Source organism: Larkinella bovis, from assembly GCF_042655385.1.
Lineage (GTDB): Bacteria > Bacteroidota > Bacteroidia > Cytophagales > Spirosomataceae > Larkinella > Larkinella bovis.
Genome location: NZ_JBHSMA010000001.1, coordinates 490,198 through 510,270 on the forward strand (window position 1 = coordinate 490,198; position 20,073 = coordinate 510,270).

Here is a 20,073-nt window from a genome sequence, read left to right on the forward strand (position 1 = left end):
GTTATGAACCATTTTTCGTATTTCCGACCCGGCGATATCGGTACCGCTGTGGGCGAACTGGCGACGCACGAAGGCGCCAAATTCATTGCGGGCGGCACCAACCTGCTCGATTTGATGAAAGAAAACGTCGAGCGGCCCAACCGCCTGGTGGATATCAATCATCTGGCGCTGAAGACTATTGAAGAGACCGGAGACGGCGGGCTGCGGCTGGGTGCTTTGGTAACCAACGCCGATACGGCGTATAACGAGAAGGTGGAAAACCGGTATCCGCTGCTGTCGCAGGCTATTCTGGCGGGCGCATCGGCGCAGTTACGCAACATGGCAACCAATGGCGGCAATCTCCTCCAGCGAACCCGCTGCTACTACTTTTACGATACCCAAACGCCCTGCAACAAGCGCGAACCCGGTTCGGGCTGCGGGGCGCTCAACGGTTTTAACCGCATTCACGCCATTCTGGGAACCAGTGGGCAACCCGCCGAATTGCGCTGTATTGCCACCCACCCGTCGGACCTGTGTGTGGCGCTGGCGGCTCTCGATGCGGTTATTCGGGTGACGGGGCCGCTGGGCGAACGCACAATTCCGATTGCGGACTTCCACCGACTGCCCGGCGACGAGCCCTGGCGGGACACTACCCTTCAGCCCGGCGAACTGGTGACGGCCATTGATCTGCCCGCCAAAGGATTTTCCGAATACCATACGTACCTCAAACTCCGCGACCGGCAGTCCTACGCCTTTGCGCTGGTGTCGGTGGCGGTGGGCCTGGAAATGGACGGCAACCGGATCACTGACGCCCGGATTGCCCTCGGTGGCGTGGCGCACAAACCCTGGCGCAGGTCCGAAGCCGAAGCCCTACTGGTCGGGCAAGTTGTTCCGGATGCCGATTTTCAGGCGGTGGCCGAAACGTTGCTGGCGGGTGCCGTCGGCTATGGGCACAATTCCTTCAAAATAGAACTGGCGCACCGCGCCATTGTACGGGCCCTGCAACGGGCTGCTAAACTTGAACCGCAAGGATGACACCCTATATCGGAAAATCCATCAATCGCGTCGATGGCGTGGCGAAAGTGACGGGCAAGGCGAAGTATGCGGCTGACTATTTTGCCCCCGATTTGTTGTACGGCTGGGTGATTTCGAGTGGCATTGCCAAAGGGAAAATTACCCGTATCCATACCGGAGAAGCCCTGCAACTGCCGGGTGTCGTTCAGGTCTTTACGCACGAAAACCGCCCGAATCTGGCCTGCTTTGATATCCAGTACAAGGACCAGGATGCGCCCCCGGGCTCGCCGTTCCGGCCGTTGCGGGATGCGACGATCACCTTCAGCGGCCAACCCATTGCCCTGGTGGTGGCGGAAACGCTCGAACTGGCCCGGTATGCGTCTTCCCTCATTCGGGTCGATTACGAGGAGGAAGAGCACGATACGGCTTTGGAAGACAACCTGCACCGGGCGCGGGGGCCGAAATCGGGCGTGGCCAGTTTGCTGAAGTCGCCCCCACCCAAACCGCGCGGAGATTTTGAACGGGCGTTTCAGGCCGCTCCATTCCGGACCGTGGGCGAGCATCATCATTCCGTCGAGCACCACAATCCGATCGAGCTGTTTGCGAGTACGGTTGTCTACGAAAAAAACGGCAAGCTGACCATCTACGATAAAACGCAGGGGGCTCCCAACAGCCAGTTGTACGTTGCTCAGGTGTTCAGGCTGCCCTTCAAGGATGTCCGGGTGATTTCGCCCTATGTCGGGGGCGCGTTTGGCTCGGGGCTTCGTCCGCAGTATCAGTTGTTTCTGGCGGTTTTGGCGGCCCGCGAACTGAAACGTTCGGTCCGGGTTTCGCTGACCCGCCAGCAAATGTTTACGTTCGGTCACCGGCCGGCGACGGTGCAGCAGGTGGCGCTGGGAGCCACCGCCGACGGCACCATTGACGCCATTCGGCACGATGCCATTGGGCAAACCTCCCGGTTTGAGGATTATTTTGAAATCGTGGTCAACTGGGCAGGCATGCTGTATCCGGCTCCGAATGTGAAGTTTACCTATCAGCTGGTGCCCCTCGATACGTTTACTCCGCTGGATATGCGGGCGCCCGGAGGGGCAACCGGCGTACCGGCGCTTGAAATCGAGGTGGATGAACTGGCCCATAAACTAGGCATGGACCCCGTTGAGCTGCGCCGGAAAAATTATACAGACCGGGATATGAACCAGGATCTGCCGTATTCGAGCAAGGAACTTCACGAATGTTTCCGGCAGGGGGCCGGGCGGTTTGGCTGGGCCAACCGGAATCCGGAACCGCGTTCGATGCGGAACGGACATACGCTGATCGGCTGGGGCATGGCCACCGGCATTTGGGAGGCCACCCAGGGCCCCGCCCGGGCCGAAGCCGTGCTGACCGTGAACGGAAAACTCCGCGTAACCAGCGCGACGGCCGATATTGGAACCGGAACGTATACCATCATGACCCAGATTGCTGCCGATACACTCGGAATGCCCATCGAAGACGTAATCTTCCGGCTGGGTGATTCCGATATGCCGCTGGCTCCGATCGAAGGCGGTTCCTGGACGGCGGCAACGGTGGGGTCGGCGGTGAAGGTGGCTTGCGAAGCGCTCGGCAAAAGGCTTTTCAAACTGGCACAGAAAATGGAAAACTCGCCCCTGGCGCGGGCCAACTTCGAAGACGTGGTGTTCGCCGATGCGCATATCCGGCTGAAATCCAATCCGGACACGGCGGTTTCGCTGCGGGACATCGTCGGGCTGAACGGCGGTCGGGCGGTGAGCGAAACGTCCACCTCCCTGCCGGATACGCTGGAGCAGCGTAACTACGCCCGGGCGGTTCATTCGGCGACCTTTGTGGAGGTGGAGATAGACGAAGATTTCGGTACGGTTCGCGTCACGCGGGCGGTGACGGCGGTGGCGGGGGGCCGGATTCTGAATCCCAAAACCGCCCGGAGCCAGATTGTCGGTGGCATGGTCTGGGGCATCAGCAAGGCGCTGGAAGAAGAAAGCGTGCTGGATCACCAGTTCGGGCGGTTTATGAACCCTAATCTGGCGGAATACCACGTGGCGGTAAACGCCGATATCCCGGACCTGGACGTGATTTTTGTCGAAGAAAACGATACGATTGTGAATCCGCTGGGCGTCAAAGGGCTGGGGGAAATCGGAATTGTGGGCATGCCGGCGGCCGTTGCCAATGCGGTTTTTCACGCGACCGGCCGGCGCGTCCGGGATTTTCCCATAACCCTGGATAAATTATTGTAAACGAGATTAAACCATACGCCGGTTCTTGAATCTAAGCGAAGTATTACTACTTCTAATGCCCGACTGGTCATGAAAACACGACGAATCTTACCGGCTTTGGGGTTTCTTTTGGGCGTATGGATCGCCTTGCTGGGACCGCAAAAAACGATGGCGCAACCCGGCGTCGATATGCCCGTTGAGTCTTTTTACGACGAACTGGAACCGTACGGAGACTGGGTGCAGAACGCGGACTATGGCCGGGTCTGGATGCCACGGGTGGAAGCCGACTTTCAGCCGTATGCGACCAACGGCCACTGGGCCATCACCGAATACGGCAACACCTGGGTTTCGGACTATGACTGGGGCTGGGCACCGTTTCACTACGGCCGCTGGCTATTTGACGATTATTATGGCCGCTGGATCTGGGTTCCCGACAGGGAGTGGGGACCGGCCTGGGTCAGCTGGCGGTCGGGTGGGGGTTACTACGGATGGGCACCGCTGGGGCCGGGTATGGGCATCAACGTAAATATCAACATCAATCTGCCGTTCAATTACTGGTGTTTTGTTCCGCAGATGTACTTCACCAGTCCGAGTGTTTACAATTACTGCCTACCCCGCACCCGGGTCGTGAATGTGTACCATAACACGACGATTATCAATAACGTGTATCGGTACAATAACCGCTCGTACGGCTACGGTCCGCGCCGGGAGGAAATCGAGCGCTATACCCGCCGAAGTGTTCCCGTTTACCGGGCCAATGAAGTGGTTCGTCGCGGAACGGTCGGCGCGCGGGGTACGAACGGTTCAACCTATTCCTCGGATCGCTCCGGCAACCGCGGAACCTACAATGGAGAGCGTCGGGGTGAACTGGCCGAGAACGCCCGGAATAATGCCCGCGAAAACCGGACCTACAATCCGGGGAATCGGAGCGAAAATCCGCGCGACGGGAACAATCGTTCGAATTCCGAGAACGGAAACCGCCCGGATTTTAACAACCGACCCAACGATAACCCCGTCAATCGGCCGGATGTTGGAGGTCGGCCCAATTTCGACAACAATGCAACCGGCAATGCAGAACGGCTGGATCGCAGTGACTGGAACCGCAACCGGCCCAACCGGCTGGAAAACCCGTCCGAAAACCGGGGCAGCCGCAGCTTCGATCCCGACGTAAACCGCCCGAATTTCGAGCGCCGGTCGGAAAACCGCTCGTTTCCCCAACCGGGTCAGTCCGGCCAGCGGGAAAGCCGGTTCGGCAACCGGGGCTTTGAAGGGAGTCCGCAGCGGGTGGAGCGGAGCCGGGAACCGGTTCAGCAACGATCGGCGGAGCAGGCACCCCGTCAATACCAGGAACGGCAAAACTCATCCAATCGGGGGTTTGGCGGTGGTCGTCGGGGGCCTCAGTAACCAACAGACAAGCTTGAAACCGGTGGGTCCGGGCAGCAATTTTCTGCCCGGACCCACCGGTTTTTTGGTTACTTCATCCGGGACAGAAGCGTGTAATCAATGTAAAACGTGCCGAACGGAATCAGACAGGCCACGATGACTTTCCAGGTGGTTTTCAGGAATTGCCAGCGTTGTTCAATGCCTACACTCAGCGTATGGAACACAAACAGCAGAAACAACAGGCCATGAACCGGCCCCATCGTTTTGACGAGCGACGGATTGCCGCCTAGGTATTTCAACGGAACGGCAATGCCGATGAGAACGAGCAGCGAGATGCCTTCCAGAAAACCGATGAGCCGCAATCGACCGACTTTGGTTAGAATGAACTTTTGCATGGTTAAAACGAACGAAAATAGGGGCGGCTGGCCAGGGGCGAAAAGGGCCAGGGAATGGCGGCCAGAATGATCAGCAGACCGATGGCATACCAGATGGTCATGGTTTTAAACTTCGCCGAATCGGTTTCCTGGCGTTTGGCAGCAGCCGAACCGATGGTGATGAGCAGCACCGACAGCGTCATCAGTACGATGTGAATCCAGCCGAAAAACCGGAATTCGGGCTGGTTGCCAACCTCGCTGAAATGGGCGCGGAAATAGCTGACAAGGGGGCTGTAGAAATACAGGGTGTAGCCAATCATCAACTGAATGTGGGTTATCGTAGCGGTGCTGTGCCGGATGGTATTGTCCAATCGGGCAAACGGTTTTTGGCCCAGCCAGCCGTTCAATCCGCGATAAAGGGCGAATAAAAGACTTCCAAGAACGAGCCATCGGAAGGCGGAATGCGAAACTAACAGCGTCGAATACATGCGGATTTGAAACCTTTTCGTACTGGCACAAAGGTCGCCAGGGCGAGCGGAAAGGGGGTAGGATGGATAAGGCGGTTTTCAGGACTTTTCAATCATTTGGCGGTAAGCTGTCGGCGTTTGCCCTTCGTATTTCTTGAAAAGCCGGGTAAAATAGGAGGGGTCGTCGAGGCCCACGGCCGATGAAACTTCGGCCACCGGCATAGCGGTTTGGCAAAGCAGTACCTTGGCTTCCAGCAGGATGGCTTCGTCGATCCACTGCGTGGGCGATTTGCCCGTTGCCCGGCGAACGGTTTTGTTCAGGTGATTGGGGGAGATGTTCAGGAGAGAGGCATAATCGGTGACCCGCTGGTGGGTACGAACATGGGAAAACAGGAGCTCCCGAAACCGGTTGGCGAGGGTAACGATGGAAACCGGCGCTGTTTCCGAAAGGGGTTTGTAAACCTGGTTGACCTCAGTCAGGAGCGCGATCAGATACGACTGGAGAAGATCGGAATGCTGTAAACCGTGCTGCGAGTAATCAACCAGCATGCGGTCGAGTAAGGCCCGGATAAAACCGGCTGCTTCCGGGTTGGGTTGGATCGTCGGATTGCCCCAGACCCGCAGGAAGTCAAATTCGTGGAGTACGTTGTTCCGGAAGAATTTTCCGATCAGAAAATCGGCATGAAACCCGCAGATATACCCCTGGTTGATATCATCTTCCCGAAACGAAAAGACTTGCCCGGCGGGCACAAACAGCATTTCATCGACGCGAACGGTATACGACGTGCTGCCAATTTTCATGCGGGCTTCCCCTCCGGTAAGGTACAGGCAGGAGGTAATGGTGGAGCGCGAAGCGGGAACCGCCCGTTTCACAAACCGGTACATGTCCTCCACGGGCATGATGAAAAACGTATCACGGGTTCCCTGAAAGTGCCGCTTCATTTCTTCCGAGGGCATGAATTTGCCGGTAAACGCCCGGGTGTCATACAGCTTGATGTCACTCATGGCGGCCGCTGGGGTTGGTTTTCAGCCGGTCGATCATCAGAATGGCGCGGTCGACCCGGACCTGCGGACTTTTGGCGCTGTCTACGTAATAAATGATACCCCGCTGCTGATTGGGCGTCAGGGCGTGGAACAGCCGGTTTCCGACTTCATCGATGGCGAACAGTTCCTTCAATTCTTCAGGCATGTTACGGCCGTATTCGCTTTCATCTTTCCGGATGGCTACCCGAATGGGGTCGCCAATTTTCAATTTGCCCTGCTGCCGGATCGGCGTGCCGATGCTGATGAAAAACGAACCGTCACCCTTCGGACGGAGCGCACAGTGAAATTCTACGCTGTCATTTAGCAGGCACATGATCCGAACCGGTTTGGTCTGGGTAAACTGCCGGGCCACCGCATCGGGCACGTCGATGTAATGCGTCCGGTCGCGCTGTTCAAAGCGTTCCAGTACGGCTTCAAAGCGGACCAGGTTGTTGGAATCGGAATTCATGGAAAAGCCTTCGGCGGTTTTGTCGCCGAAGGCAAAATACCGGTTTTTTACGGGTTTACAAACCCACCTGAAACGATACTTTCACGGCAAACGGCGTCACGTTCGGGTGATGCCGATAGGTCAGCCGGTGGATGGCTTCCACCCGAACCAGTTTGAAAATGTTCTCAAAACCATACCCCGCTTCCGCGTACGGGTCGCGCCGGAGCGAGAAAATGGGGGCCAGTGGTTGGCCGTTGGCGTCGTGCGTCGCCATCAGGTGGCGGTTTCCGTCGCTTAAATGTCCCCACAACACTTTGCTGGTTACAAAACTGCGCCAGCCCCAGCGACGAACCAGCGGTAGCCGATTGGTGAGCAGCCCCTCAAACTTGTGTTCCAGCGAAACGGACGCATACCGGTCGCTGACAAACTCGGCGTAGTTCATCGTATTAAACGCATTCCGGTTATAAAACGGCGTTTGGTTCCCGGTATGAACCTGCAGGAGTGGGTAGGGGAGTGTTGACGGGGTATAACCGGCCTGAACCGTGTAGAGGGTCCGGCCAAACAGGCCCCACCGCAGCGTATGGTCCACCTGGAATTGCAGCTTGTGATACCCACCAAACGAACCGCCGTCGAAGGCGACGGTACCGTACGTGTAGCGGAGGCTGATGAGCGGGGCGGTTTCGGTCGCCCGGCGCTGGATTCGCCCTTTGGTGACCCGGCGGGTCGGAATCCGGCCCGGCACGTAGCGCATTTCCAGAAACGCTTCCGTTCCCCAGAAACTGGCGTTCGTGCTGGTTTGCTGCGTATCCGATGCGGGCGACCGGAAACCCAGCGGAAAGACCGGGTCCAGGTGCCGATACCGGATGCCAACCGTCTGAATAAAGTCACTTCCTACCTCACGCTGAACCGTTAAGGCTGTTTCGTTTTGGTAAAAACCGTGCCGGAACCGCCCGAAGCGGCTGGTGGTGCGCAGAAACGGACTGTTGCCGATCTCTTCAGGCCGAAATCCGAGTTGTTCGAGATCGTAACTGCTTTTAAGCGTGATGAGGGTCAGGGGCTGGCGGGTCGGGATGTAGTGAATTTCACCGCCCATTTTCCAGACCTCATCGCGTGTGCCGTAGGCACCATAGGCCGCCAGTTGCCAGGATCGGCTGAAGGAATTGTTGGTTTGTATCCCCAGGCGCAGGCGGTGCCCTTCAACCGGGTTGAACGCCCAGAGCGAAAACAGGGATCCGACCTCCAGTCCTTTGGTAAGCGGCAGATAACCGCCATTGAGGACAAATTGCCCCGATTTCTGGATGAATTTAAACAGCGGCAGGTTGCGCACCGTGTCCAGCAGCGCGTGGGTCTGCGCGGTAGCCACGGTTTGCGGAACCTGTTGGCGTTGCGTCTGCCAGAATTCGGGAGTGGCTTCCGTCCGGTTTTCGGCCATCTGGAGGGCGCTGTCAAAAAAAGCGACTGGCCGGGGTTGACCAACAACGGGCTGGCGAACAGTGGTAAGGTAATCAACCGTGGCGCCAAACGTGTTTTTAACCACTTCACCAACCTGGACGTGTAGGCGGGTAACCTCCGGCAGCCAGGCCTGGCTGGAGTCGCTGGCGGTTTCGTAGGTCTGTTCGATGGCAACCCGTTGAATGAAATTGAGATTGGCGGTCGGTCCCACGGCCGCATCAAGCTGAACCAGCGCGTACGTGAGCGTATCGATCCATAGTTTTCCCTTAAAAACCAGATCGTACTCGTTTTTGGGGTCAAAATCAATGACGTAGCATGGATGAAGGCCAATTTGCGCAGTGTCGGCCAGAAAGTACGAGTAGGCCGCCCGGGCGCCGTCGGCCAGGGGAGATATAAATTCCTTCTTGAACAGGCTGACCGTGGGCCGGTAAAAGTTGAGGGTATTAAAACCGGCTCCGGTAAATTGAGCGATAAAACTGTCGTCGGTCAGTCCGGCACTGCTGACGTTGGTTTTTCGAATCACCTCTTTCTGGTGCTCGGGTTGCCGGCGGGCATAGACCGTCGAGACGGTTTCGGAGAAAAAGACGGGCACGCAGGAGAGCGGTTTTCCGCCCAGTTTTTTCTCCAGCGATCGCAGGACGGCCTGCACCGGTTTTCGCTGCCGGAACCGTTCAGAGAGTTCAGTGATCGTGATCGCCAGTTGGCTGTATGCTTCGTATTCGTAGCCGTTGAGCTGCCGGAAATCATTCCTTGATCGGTGGGCGGCCACTTGCCGCAGGATGCGGTAGGCCGGATTTTCGCCCGGGCGGATGACCACTTCCTGTAAGGTTGTTGCCGTCGGTTTCAGGAATACGTCAAGGACTTGTTCGGATTTAACCGGATCAATCGCAAGGGCTGTGGTTTGGTAACCCATCGCCGAAACCAGCAGGGAGTCGGGCCGGTGGGGGATCGTAAACCGGAATAGGCCGTTGTCATCGGCTTGAGTGCCAAGCGGTTTTCCTTTGACGGCCACCGAGGCAAACGGAATGGCGGTTCCGGTGGCGCTTTCCGCAACGCGTCCGGAAATTGTCAGCGGTCCGGCTGCGGACTGTGCCAGGGTGGGGCCGTGGGTCAGGAAAAGTCCTAAAAGGAGGAGGTGGAGCGGTCTGAAGAATCGGCGTTGGCCAGTCCGGTGGTTCAATCGTACGTTCATTTGTGGTGTTGTTCCTGTTTTAGCTTGCTGCTAAGACCACAAAAGAAGCCTTTACCCCCACGAACCACCTCAAGTGCCGGATTGAACGGTAGAATGTACGGGATAAACTGCCGTTTTAAGCACCTGAAATAGCATTCAAAAACCGGGTTTCAGGGCGGGCCGGCCAAACTCGTATCCGTCACCAGTCGCGCGTAAATCACCGAGTCCCGAAACTGGCCGTTGAACCAGATGTTGTCCCGCAAGTGGCCTTCTTTCCGAAAACCGCTCCGCTCCAGCACCCGGCCCGAAGCCGTATTCTCCGGATCGATAATCGCTTCGATGGCATGCAGGTTCATCACCCGAAAACCGTAGTCGATTACTGCCCGAACCGCTTCCAGCATGAGGCCTTTTCCCTGATGATCCGCGTGGAGCAGGTAGCCGAGTTCGGCCCGGGCGTGTTCTTTCAGGATTCTGACATAACCGATGGTGCCAATGACCGTGGATGCGGTTTTCTCGGTAATGCCCCACGTAATCCGTTCGTTGGCGATGGCGGACATCCGGAAATCTTCGATCAGCGAAGCCGCGTCGGTTGCCGACTTCGCGAGCGGTCGGGGAATAAACTGCATCAGGGCCGGACTGGACCGCAGCACAAACAGGTCTTGCTGATCCGCCGGTTCCAGTTGGCGCAACACCAACCGCTCTGTTTCCAAAACCGGGAAAGGGGTAAAGTTTATCGTCAGCATGAAGCGAGTTTACAGTTACAGTGGATGGTTTTGGGATACGGTTTTCAATTTACGGTAATTACCGTAATGAGTGGACGGAGCCACCGTAAACTGAAAACCGTATACCCAAAACCGATTACGCAATCTCGGGCGTATCCAGTTCGGCCAGCGATTGCATGATTTCTTCCTGGGTTACTTCGTGTTCGACCAGTTTGCCGGACAAATACTGTTCGTACGCACTCATGTCGAAATGGCCGTGGCCGCAAAGATTGAACAGAATGGTTTTGGCCGTTCCTTCCTCTTTGGCGCGTTCGGCTTCCCGAATGGCGGTGGCAATGGCGTGGGTGGCTTCCGGGGCCGGAATGATGCCTTCCGTGCGGGCAAACTTGATTCCGGCATCGAAACACTCCAGTTGCTTCAGTGCCTGGGCTTCAATCAGGCTGTCTTTCAGTAACTGGCTGACGATGGCCCCCGCGCCGTGGTAGCGCAGTCCGCCCGCGTGGATCGGGGCCGGAATGAAATTATGCCCGAGGGTATACATTGGAATCAGGGGCGTCATACCGACCGTATCGCCCAGGTCGTAGCGAAAAACCCCGCGCGTCAGTTTGGGACAGGAAGCCGGTTCGGCGGCAATGCAGCGGATTTTTTTACCTTCTTCGAGATTGTACCGAAGGAACGGAAACGTAATCCCGGCGAAATTGGACCCACCGCCAAAGGGAGCCACGATGATGTCCGGAAAATCACCCGCCTGTTCGAGTTGCTTGATGGCTTCCAGGCCAATGACGGTCTGGTGCATCAGCACGTGGTTCAACACCGAACCCAGGGCGTATTTGGTATTTTCGTCCTGAAAGGCCAGCTCGACGGCTTCCGAGATGGCGATGCCCAGGCTCCCCGGCGAGTTGGGATCACCCGCCAGAATTTTCTTCCCGGCTTCGGTGCGGTTTGAGGGCGAGGGGTAGACGCTGGCGCCCCAGGTATTCATCATCAGTTTGCGGTACGGTTTTCCGTCGTAACTCGCCCGGACCATGTATACCTCGCACTCGATCCCGAACAACTGGCAGGCAAAACTCAGGGCGCTGCCCCATTGCCCGGCCCCGGTTTCGGTCGTAATCCGTTTGACGCCAGCCTGTTTGTTGTAATAAGCCTGCGGGACTGCCGTGTTGGGTTTGTGGGAGCCCGCCGGACTGACCCCTTCGTATTTGTAATAGATTTTAGCCGGCGTGTCCAGCAATTTTTCCAGTCCATAGGCCCGAAACAGCGGGGTGGGCCGCCAGATTTTGTATATCTCGCGCACTTCGTCCGGAATGTCCACCCATTTGTCGGTAGTAACTTCCTGTTTGATTAACTCCATCGGAAACAGGGGGGCCAGCATGTCGGGGCCGATCGGTTCTTTGGTGCCGGGGTGCAACGGTGGCAAGGGCTTGTTGGGCATATCGGCCACGATGTTGTACCATTTTTCGGGGATGTCGGATTCGGTCAGAACAAATTTTTTCTGTGCCATGAAGTTTGTGGGTTTTGGTAAGGAGGCCCTAACTTAGCAATTTACCCGTTGTTCTTGGATGATTATTCGACAAATAAAACCGGAGGAAACCTACCAATTACGCCATGAGGTGCTATGGCCCGACCAACCGATCACCTATGTGATTCTGGCGGAGGATGTTACGGGGCTGCATTTCGGCGCTTTTCGTGACACAGACCTGCTGGCGGTCATTTCACTCTTCGTGCAGGAGGGAAGCGCCCGTTTCCGGAAGTTTGCCACCCGGCCCGACTGCCAGCGGCAGGGCATCGGTTCGCGCTTGCTGAGGTACGTTATCGAGGAGGCCCGGCGGTTGGGGGCACAGACGCTCTGGTGCGACGCCCGGCTGTCGGCGGCTGCGTTTTACCAGCGCTTCGGGATGAAACCGGAGGGGGCAGTTTTTTACAAATGTGCTATTCCGTATTCGAAATATGTGATGGAATTAAAATAGCCCACGGGTTAACCCGTGGGCCGAGGGACCAGGTGGCGGGTCAGCTTTTAAATCCGGCCATCAACCCTATTTAAAACTATTCTTGATGCTGTTGTGCAGGGTCTTCGGACTCCAGTAACCGCTGGCGATGATCCGGCGCACACTCAGCAGCGGATTTTCTTCGTCGCGTTTCTTTTCGGCCAGCTGGTAAGCACTAAGGTACCCGCGCTTCTTCAGTTCGACCGTCGCTTCGTGGTTCCAGAGGCCAAAGGGATAGGCAAAATGCCGCACCGGTTTTCCGGTAATGGCTTCCAGTTTTTTCGTCGGCTCTTCGATCTGTGTCACCCAGTCCTGGCCCTGGTATTTCTTGACATTGTGGTGATCCCAGGTGTGGCAGCCGATCGTGTGGCCGCGGTCGGCCAGGTCCTTGATCTGCTGTTTGTCCATATAGTGCTGGTAACCCCGGCGACCGATGGAAGCCGTCATGATGAAGAAGGCCGCTTTAAAACCGTGTTTTTCCAGCTCGGGAGCGGCCAGTTCATACTGTTCCAGATCTCCGTCGTCGAAGGTAATCATGACCGGTTTTTCGGGCAGGGGAGCGCCGGTGGTCAGGTAAGCATACAACTGATCGGGCGAAATGGAGTGGTAGCCGCTGTCGGCCAGCATTTTAATCTGGTCTTTGAACACCTGTACCGGCATGATGTAGGAGCGGGCGTTTTCCGAATCTTTCGGTCGCCATTCCCGAACCTGGTGGTAGCACAGAATCGGCACCTGTTTCCGGCTCAGAATGGTGGCCGCATCGGCGATTTTATGGGCGGGAATAGACGCCGGATCGACGGTGGCTTCGGGCAAACTGGCCGTCGTGGAAGCCGGTTTGGCGGTGGCCGAAGGGGCCTCACTTCCGGTTGTGACGGCGGAGGTTTGCGTCGTTTCGTTGGTTTGCGAACAGCTTAGAACGGTTACAGCTGTTAATACGGAGATGGCAAGGGGGACTGCGCTACTTTTGAGGAAACTCATCTTCTTCCGGGCGACACGAATGTTTGTGAATACTGGTTTGTCTTCCGGCCAATATACACAAAAGGAATCGTTGGTACATGCCGACCAATCAGCAAAATTACCTGATCACAACCAGACTGTTCGTTAGGCCTTGACAACCAGGTCAGATGGAAGAAAAAGGATTTCGGGAGCAGCGGACGGAGGCCATTCGGAAGTGGTTTCCAGACCACTTCCGCTGGCACAAACGCAACTATAATCAGCGCCGGTTGGCTAGGCCGTAGCCTCTTCTTCCTTTTTCAGCCGGCCATCCAGCCAGAAGGTACCAAATGGCAGCAGCGACGCAATGAAGGCCACCACGACGCGGCTGAAGGACCACCGCCGGTCGAAGGTGACCGCGATCAGGGCCAGTATATAGGCAAGGAACAACATACCGTGCGCCCAGCCCACCATTTTAACGGCCATCGGCAGATTGGCAAGATATTTCAACGGCATGGCGATACCGAGCAGAACCAGGTAGGAAATTCCTTCCAGCAGGCCCACCAGCCGGAAGCGACCGAGGGATGTTTTAAGCGAAAAATTCATCTGACAAAATTGAGATATAAAAACCGGTTTATTCGCAACCGATTCACAAAGGTACGGATGAATTGAATCCATCCATCCGGTTTTGTTTGAGTATCAGGCGCTGAAAGGAAACAGACCCAGAACCAGGAAGGAGGCTTTTCGGAAAACCGTCGCGGTGAGGGCTGTTAAATTTTGTTAAGCGAACCCAGCGTCGTTTTTTTTCTTCCCCGATCCACCCACCTTTGGGTGTGTTTATCGGGAAGCTATGCGATACAGTAATTTGATTGTGCGGGTGATTCTTCTGAGCGGTTTAACCGCCTGTGATCAATTGAACACCGATCCGCCCGGGGCCTACATTTACCAGCAACCGGATGCGATCGATGATGGCTGGCCGGTGGCGTCGCTCCAAAGTCAGCAAATGGACGCCAAATTGATTGAACAATTGACCGACGAGGTGCAAACCGAGCAGTACCGGAATATTCATAGTCTGCTGATTTGCCGAAACGGTAAACTGGTCTACGAAAAGTACTTCAGCGGTTACACCCGTGCGGTTCCTGAAAACATCTTTTCGGCCACCAAAAGTATTACCTCCGCTCTGGTCGGGATTGCCGTGGACCAGGGGGCTATAAAGAGTCTGGACGATCGGGTTCTCGATTATTTTCCGCAGTATGCGGATTTGCCAAACCTGACGCCCGCCAAAAAGGCGATCCGCATCCGGGACTTGCTGACGATGAGTTCCGGTCTGGCGTGCCGGGATGATGATCCGCAGTCGCCGGGGAATGAAGCCCAAATGTATACGTCGTCAGACTGGGTTCGCTATACACTGGGTTTGCCAATGGAAAATAATCCCGGAACGCAGGCGTACTATTGCACCGGGGGCGTGGCGGTTTTGGGCGGCATTCTGCAGCGGGCAACCGGAAAAACCGTGGATGAGTTTTCGCAGCAGTATGTATGGGAACCGCTGGGCATTCGGCCGGTTCGCTGGGATCGGATGCCGACCGGACAGGTGAATAGCAGTGGTCGACTGTTTATCCGTCCGCGGGACATGGCTAAAATCGGTCAATTGTTTCTCAACAAAGGCCAGTGGGCGGGAAAGCAGATCCTTTCTGCCAGCTGGGTGGAGGAGTCAACCCGCAACCAGGTGACGCTTCGCGATCAGGAATACGGCTATTTGTGGTGGCGCCGGTCTTTTAGCGTTAACAACAAAACCTATCCCGCCTATTATGCTTCGGGCAACGGCGGCCAGTTTATGCTGGTTCTGCCGAATGAAAATATCGTGGTGGTTTCAACGGCCGGAAACCTGAATTCGGGACTGACCGCCCAGCTTTTTGGCATGATTCGTTTCTACGTTCTTCCCGCTCTGCTATGACTATATTCCGATTTATCCTGCTGGGCGGTTTGCTACTGATCATTGAGCAGCGGGCCGTTGCCCAGCTTCAAAACCGGGTTCTTGGTGTAGGGGGCGGTTTTTCCCCGCTGCAATTCAAGGATTATTTTCATTCCGATTATACGTACCGGGGCGCCGGTTTGCGTTTGCAGGCCTTCTATCAGCAGGAACGGCGCAAAACCGAGTGGCAACTGGATGCGGCCTACTCGCTCGCCAACCCGCAATCGATCGTTTCCCGAAAGGCCACCACGCGTTTTATGGATGTCGGTTTCACTTATTTATGGCGGTTGTCGGCGGTCAGCAGACCCCAACGGCGGTTTCAGTATTTCGCTGGTCCGGGTTTGCGGCTGTTTGGCACATCGACCAACTATTCCCCCGATATTGATGTCAGTACGGTGGTCGCCACGGCGGCCATAGCCGTGGGCGGCTCCGTGAAGGCTGACTACCGGATTGGTACAAAGCAACGAATTCAGGCGCAGTTGTTTGCGCCATTGATCAGTACCTTTTACCGTCCGAACTATCTGTACGCGGGTCGCGATCAGGTTACTGCCAGCTGGGTGAACCAGAATGTCGTATTCGATGGGCAGGTTCGGTATGGGTACCAACCGGGCAATCGGTTTCAGGTGAATGTGTTCTACCAGTTTCAGTACTTCCGATTCGAGCCACCCCGCCCGGTTATCGGTTTACGGCAGACCATCGGGATCGGAATCCAGCGGACATTCTAGGGCAGCAGACGCCAGGCTTTTCGCTTCTCGTATTTCCGGCGCAAAAGCGAAACGGCATTGGGGCCACCTTTTGGCTGACCAAAAATCTGTAAATTCAGAGAAAGATGGTTCGGTTTTATGGTTGCACGAAAACAAAAAAAGGCAAGCCGAAGCCTGCCTTTCGTAGGGTTGGCAAAACCGCTTAGCCGACGCTGCCTTCCAGGCTGATTTCCAGTAGTTTCTGAGCTTCAACGGCAAATTCCATCGGCAGTTGATTCAGAACTTCTTTGGCGTATCCGTTGATGATCAGCGCAACGGCCTGTTCGGTCGGAATACCGCGCTGGTTGCAGTAAAACAGTTGATCTTCTCCAATTTTGGAGGTCGTGGCTTCGTGTTCTACCGTGGCCGACTGGTTGTTTACCTCAATATACGGGAACGTATGCGCCCCGCAGCGATCGCCGAGCAGGAGGGAATCACATTGCGAGTGGTTCCGGGCGTTTTCGGCCCGTTTGAACACCTGCACCAGGCCGCGGTAGGAGTTCTGGCTCCGGCCCGCCGAGATCCCTTTCGAGACAATCCGGCTTTTGGTATTTTTACCGACGTGAATCATTTTGGTGCCGGTATCGGCCTGCTGGAAATTGTTCGTAACGGCGACGGAATAAAACTCGCCGATCGAGTAATCGCCTTTCAGAATCACCGACGGATATTTCCAGGTAATCGCCGAACCGGTTTCGACCTGTGTCCACGAAATTTTGGCGTGAGCACCTTCGCAAATTCCGCGTTTGGTGACGAAGTTGTAAATACCGCCCCGGCCTTCTTTGTCGCCCGGATACCAGTTTTGCACCGTCGAGTACTTGATTTCAGCCTCTTTGGCCGCCACCAATTCCACCACAGCCGCGTGCAGCTGGTTTTCGTCGCGCATCGGGGCCGTACAGCCTTCCAGATAACTCACATACGAACCTTCGTCGGCGATGATCAGCGTCCGTTCGAACTGCCCGGTTCCGGCGGCATTGATCCGGAAATAGGTCGACAACTCCATGGGGCAGCGAACCCCTTTCGGAATGTAACAGAACGAGCCGTCGGAGAAAACCGCCGAGTTCAGCGCGGCAAAATAATTGTCACGGGGCGGAACAACCGAGCCGAGGTATTTCCGGACCAGTTCGGGATGCTCCTGAACGGCTTCGGTCATCGAACAGAAGATAATTCCCAGGTCTTTCAGTTTATCCTTGAACGTGGTGGCAATCGAAACCGAGTCAATAACCGCATCGACTGCAACACCCGACAGGCGTTCCTGCTCCTTTAATGAAATGCCCAGCCGTTCAAACGTTGCCCGCAGTTCCGGATCGATTTCGTCCAGACTGTTGACAGTTTTCTTCTGTTTGGGGGCGGAATAATATTTAAGAGCTTGATAGTCAATGGCAGGGTATTTCAGATTCGGCCAGTGCGGTTCGGTCTGGGTGATCCAGTACCGATAGGCTTTAAGCCGCCATTCCAGCAACCAATCCGGTTCATTTTTTTTCGCAGAGATGAAACGGACAATGTCCTCGCTGAGGCCCATAGGAGCCTCGTCCGCTTCAATCAAGGTTTCGAAACCGTATTTGTATTCGGAATTGGTAATACTTTCTAATATTTCAACGTCTTTGCTCATGATGGGTTGCGAACTAATACACGCAAAAGTCTATAGGATAACAAAACGGTAAGGAGGACTGTTCCGTTCGGATTAGGCAAATATCGGAAAGTTTCGTTGGATTTGGTAGAAGCGCCTGAACAAAGACCGTGATTCGTAACCGATCGGGTAACAGGTTACTCTTTATCGACCGGCACGTTGACGCCGAACGGAATGGGTCTTGAAATGCGTTCCTCCAGCGAAATGAAGGTTTCAGTCCGTTGAATGCCGCTTACTTTCTGGATTTTGTCGTGGAGCACTTCGCGCAGGTGCTGGGTGTCGCGGCAAACGATTTTGGCGAAAATGCTGTAAATGCCGGTGGTGTAATGCAGGTTGACGACTTCCGGAATTTTCAGCAGTTGCACGGCCACGTCCTCGTAGAGCGAACTTTTGTCGAGGTAGATGCCGATAAAACCGCTGATGTCCCAGCCGAGCTTGGTGTGATCGATGACCAGCTGTGACCCGCGCACAATGCCCATCTGTTCCATTTTTTTCATCCGGACGTGAACCGTACCGCCCGAAACAAAAATTCGTTTCCCGATTTCGGTATAGGGCATGTTGGCATCTTCCATCAGCAGCGTCAAGATCTTCAGATCGACATTATCAATCTCTAAATTTTTTTCCATTTGGATTGAAAAATTTTTGAAATCCTTAACAAAACAAGTGAAATTTTGATAAAACAGAAATTTTTTTAAAAATTTACTAAAAAATTTGAAACAAAAAGGAAAACCGACTACCTTTGTATCGTTCAATTGATCTGGCAGGTCAACGCGATGAATTGAACCGGTTCTTTCTTACACTGTAGGGTGTCGAAATTGGCAGACGTGCCCTCCTGTCTCGGGGGTGGTGAGTTCGGGATAAACGCAGCATAATGCCGCTTGCAAAAGCGACTGGGGTTGACCACCAGACGTTGTACTGTAGCTAACCGCACCGTGGGTGGTTCGAGTCCCCCTCCTACAGCAGATGGCTTGATCCAGCATCAGCCGCAACAAAATGAATGGCTTCGGCAGCTCGTTAGTAGGAGCTGCATTCCGATTGGTTTTTAGTTTGTTGATGAAGTGTAATCTTAACACGCCGGCTCAGGTTGAGGCCGGCGTTGTTTGTTTTACACCGAATTCCTTGCTCGGAATGATGGATTGTCAGGATGGGTCTTATTTTTACGGTTCAGTAAAATTATCGCTATCATCACCATCCCGTACCCCCTGGTCGAATGACGGATACCATTACCCTCGGTGTTCTTTTCCTGATTTTAGCTGCGGTTTTGACTACCGCGGATCGTAGGCACCCGTTCTGGCAGAAATTTTATCACTACGTCCCGCCAACGCTGCTTTGTTACTTTCTTCCTTCCTTATTAAACACATTCGGGCTGGTCGATGCTGAGAATACGGCTTTGTACCCCATCGTGTCGCGCGTTTTGTTGCCCGCATCGCTGGTCCTGTTTACCCTGAGCGTGGATTTCAACGCCTTTCGGCGGCTGGGTCGGAAGTCGGTGCTGATGTTCGGGGCTTCGGCCGTCAGCATCATGCTGGGCGGGCCGCTGGCGGTTTGGCTTATTGGCCGGTTTGTCCCGGAACTGGTGGGGGGGCAGGGGCCGGATGCTGTCTGGCGCGGGCTGGCCACCCTGGCCGGAACCTGGATTGGGGGCGGAGCCAACCAAACCGCCCTGAAGGAAGTATTTCAACCCAGTAGCAATCTGTTTTCGGCTATTGTGACCGTCGACGTGTTTGTTTCGAATTTGTGGTTGGGGGTCTTGTTATACGGTGCCGGACAGGCCGAAACCATTGACCGCTGGCTGCGGGCCGACGCCAGTGCCGTTGAGGAAGTAAAAGAACGCGTTCAGCACCAGGTGGAAGCCATTCGGCGAATACCAACCGCAACGGATCTGGTCGTGATTCTGGCCGTCGGTTTTGGGGCTACGGCGGTTGCCCACGCCCTGGCCGAGGTGATTGCGCCGTACATTGATACGCATTCTCCCCTGCTAAGCCGGTTTAGCCTGAATGCGCCCTTTTTCTGGATTGTCGGGCTGGCGACGGCCGTCGGCATTGGCCTCTCATTTACCCGGGCCCGGAAGCTGGAAGGGGCGGGGGCGTCGAAAGTCGCCACGGTTTTTCTGTATTTAATGATTGCCACCATCGGTCTGAAAATGAATATTCTGGCCATCGCCGATCATCCCGGGCTGATCCTGGTGGGGGTGGTCTGGATGCTTTTTCATGTTTTGTTGATGGTAGCCTTCAGCCGTCTGATTCGGGCTCCGTATTTTTTTCTGGCCGTTGGCAGCCAGGCCTGTATTGGCGGCCCGGCGACGGCCCCGATCATTGCGGCTGCTTTCCACCCGGTTTTGGCCCCCGTCGGCGTGCTGATGGCCATTCTGGGGTATGCCGTCGGTACCTATATGGGGTATATCTGCGGGGTTTTAATGCAAGTGGCTTCCCCTTAACCGTTCATCCTGAAAGGCTTGCCGCTATTCCGGACGGACTAGCAGGAGTCAACGACAATCTGGGCTTTTTTCCGTATTTTTGCAGTTACACCGAGTTAGAAACCGTTTTCACCGC

Annotated in this window: 18 protein-coding genes; 7 read left to right on the forward strand and 11 right to left on the reverse strand. The window is 55.4% G+C overall.

Annotated elements, in window-relative coordinates; genetic code table 11:
- Positions 1 to 3: 3 nt before the first annotated feature.
- The 3 genes from ACFPMF_RS02105 to ACFPMF_RS02115 all read left to right on the forward strand — a co-directional run bounded on the left by ACFPMF_RS02105 (position 4) and on the right by ACFPMF_RS02115 (position 4,625).
- Positions 4 to 1,014 carry an FAD binding domain-containing protein gene (locus tag ACFPMF_RS02105; protein ID WP_379840774.1) on the forward strand — a complete coding sequence of 337 codons (1,011 nt, stop codon included), beginning with the start codon at positions 4 to 6 and terminating at the stop codon, positions 1,012 to 1,014.
- Positions 1,011 to 3,242, forward strand: a complete 2,232-nt coding sequence (locus tag ACFPMF_RS02110) for a xanthine dehydrogenase family protein molybdopterin-binding subunit (protein WP_379840775.1) — start codon at positions 1,011 to 1,013, stop codon at positions 3,240 to 3,242. Before ACFPMF_RS02105 ends, ACFPMF_RS02110 begins: the two co-directional genes overlap by 4 nt.
- 69 nt (positions 3,243 to 3,311) lie before the next feature.
- Positions 3,312 to 4,625 carry a DUF6600 domain-containing protein gene (locus tag ACFPMF_RS02115; protein WP_379840776.1) on the forward strand — a complete coding sequence of 438 codons (1,314 nt, stop codon included), beginning with the start codon at positions 3,312 to 3,314 and terminating at the stop codon, positions 4,623 to 4,625.
- A 68-nt stretch (positions 4,626 to 4,693) separates the two neighbouring features.
- On the opposite strand, the gene ACFPMF_RS02120 is transcribed toward ACFPMF_RS02115, so the two are convergent.
- The 7 genes from ACFPMF_RS02120 to ACFPMF_RS02150 form a co-directional block, all read right to left on the reverse strand.
- Positions 4,694 to 4,999: a DUF3817 domain-containing protein gene (locus tag ACFPMF_RS02120; RefSeq protein WP_379840777.1), complete on the reverse strand. Its 306-nt coding sequence runs from the start codon at positions 4,997 to 4,999 to the stop codon at positions 4,694 to 4,696.
- A 2-nt stretch (positions 5,000 to 5,001) separates the two neighbouring features.
- The gene (locus ACFPMF_RS02125) at positions 5,002 to 5,466 is read right to left on the reverse strand and encodes a hypothetical protein (RefSeq protein ID WP_379840778.1); all 465 of its coding nucleotides are present in this window, start codon (positions 5,464 to 5,466) and stop codon (positions 5,002 to 5,004) included.
- 78 nt (positions 5,467 to 5,544) lie between these two features.
- On the reverse strand, positions 5,545 to 6,450 hold the full coding sequence (locus ACFPMF_RS02130; protein ID WP_379840779.1) for a helix-turn-helix domain-containing protein: 906 nt from the start codon (positions 6,448 to 6,450) through the stop codon (positions 5,545 to 5,547).
- Positions 6,443 to 6,937 carry a YdeI/OmpD-associated family protein gene (locus ACFPMF_RS02135; RefSeq protein ID WP_379840780.1) on the reverse strand — a complete coding sequence of 165 codons (495 nt, stop codon included), beginning with the start codon at positions 6,935 to 6,937 and terminating at the stop codon, positions 6,443 to 6,445. Before ACFPMF_RS02135 ends, ACFPMF_RS02130 begins: the two co-directional genes overlap by 8 nt.
- Positions 6,938 to 6,992: 55 nt before the next feature.
- Positions 6,993 to 9,560, reverse strand: a complete 2,568-nt coding sequence (locus tag ACFPMF_RS02140; RefSeq protein ID WP_379840781.1) for a DUF5686 and carboxypeptidase-like regulatory domain-containing protein — start codon at positions 9,558 to 9,560, stop codon at positions 6,993 to 6,995.
- Between the two features lie 149 nt (positions 9,561 to 9,709).
- Entirely contained in the window at positions 9,710 to 10,282 is a 573-nt protein-coding gene (locus ACFPMF_RS02145) for a GNAT family N-acetyltransferase (protein ID WP_379840782.1), read from the reverse strand.
- Between the two features lie 115 nt (positions 10,283 to 10,397).
- A complete protein-coding gene (locus ACFPMF_RS02150) occupies positions 10,398 to 11,762 on the reverse strand; it encodes a TrpB-like pyridoxal phosphate-dependent enzyme (protein WP_379840783.1) in 1,365 nt (454 codons plus the stop codon).
- A gap of 58 nt (positions 11,763 to 11,820) precedes the next feature.
- Here ACFPMF_RS02150 and ACFPMF_RS02155 point away from each other — a divergent pair, with 58 nt between their 5' ends.
- On the forward strand, positions 11,821 to 12,228 hold the full coding sequence (locus ACFPMF_RS02155; protein WP_379840784.1) for a GNAT family N-acetyltransferase: 408 nt from the start codon (positions 11,821 to 11,823) through the stop codon (positions 12,226 to 12,228).
- A 66-nt stretch (positions 12,229 to 12,294) separates the two neighbouring features.
- Here ACFPMF_RS02155 and ACFPMF_RS02160 read toward each other — a convergent pair whose 3' ends face one another.
- Together ACFPMF_RS02160 and ACFPMF_RS02165 are read right to left on the reverse strand one after the other, a co-directional pair.
- Positions 12,295 to 13,224, reverse strand: a complete 930-nt coding sequence (locus tag ACFPMF_RS02160; protein ID WP_379840785.1) for a polysaccharide deacetylase family protein — start codon at positions 13,222 to 13,224, stop codon at positions 12,295 to 12,297.
- Positions 13,225 to 13,473: 249 nt separating this feature from the next.
- Entirely contained in the window at positions 13,474 to 13,785 is a 312-nt protein-coding gene (locus ACFPMF_RS02165; RefSeq protein WP_379840786.1) for a DUF3817 domain-containing protein, read from the reverse strand.
- A gap of 244 nt (positions 13,786 to 14,029) precedes the next feature.
- Between ACFPMF_RS02165 and ACFPMF_RS02170 the strand changes: the two genes are divergently transcribed.
- Both ACFPMF_RS02170 and ACFPMF_RS02175 read left to right on the forward strand, forming a co-directional pair.
- Positions 14,030 to 15,133, forward strand: coding sequence for a serine hydrolase domain-containing protein (locus ACFPMF_RS02170; RefSeq protein ID WP_379840787.1), 1,104 nt, complete (start codon positions 14,030 to 14,032; stop codon positions 15,131 to 15,133).
- Positions 15,130 to 15,876 carry a hypothetical protein gene (locus tag ACFPMF_RS02175; RefSeq protein ID WP_379840788.1) on the forward strand — a complete coding sequence of 249 codons (747 nt, stop codon included), beginning with the start codon at positions 15,130 to 15,132 and terminating at the stop codon, positions 15,874 to 15,876. The genes ACFPMF_RS02170 and ACFPMF_RS02175 overlap by 4 nt, the downstream gene beginning before the upstream one ends.
- Before the next feature lie 181 nt (positions 15,877 to 16,057).
- Here ACFPMF_RS02175 and sufB read toward each other — a convergent pair whose 3' ends face one another.
- Both sufB and ACFPMF_RS02185 read right to left on the reverse strand, forming a co-directional pair.
- The gene (sufB, locus tag ACFPMF_RS02180; protein ID WP_379840789.1) at positions 16,058 to 17,503 is read right to left on the reverse strand and encodes a Fe-S cluster assembly protein SufB; all 1,446 of its coding nucleotides are present in this window, start codon (positions 17,501 to 17,503) and stop codon (positions 16,058 to 16,060) included.
- Between the two features lie 155 nt (positions 17,504 to 17,658).
- Positions 17,659 to 18,147 (reverse strand): Lrp/AsnC ligand binding domain-containing protein, encoded by a 489-nt coding sequence (locus ACFPMF_RS02185; protein ID WP_379840790.1) that lies wholly within the window; start codon positions 18,145 to 18,147, stop codon positions 17,659 to 17,661.
- Between the two features lie 584 nt (positions 18,148 to 18,731).
- Between ACFPMF_RS02185 and ACFPMF_RS02190 the strand changes: the two genes are divergently transcribed.
- Positions 18,732 to 19,958 (forward strand): DUF819 family protein, encoded by a 1,227-nt coding sequence (locus ACFPMF_RS02190; protein ID WP_379840791.1) that lies wholly within the window; start codon positions 18,732 to 18,734, stop codon positions 19,956 to 19,958.
- Positions 19,959 to 20,073: the final 115 nt, after the last annotated feature.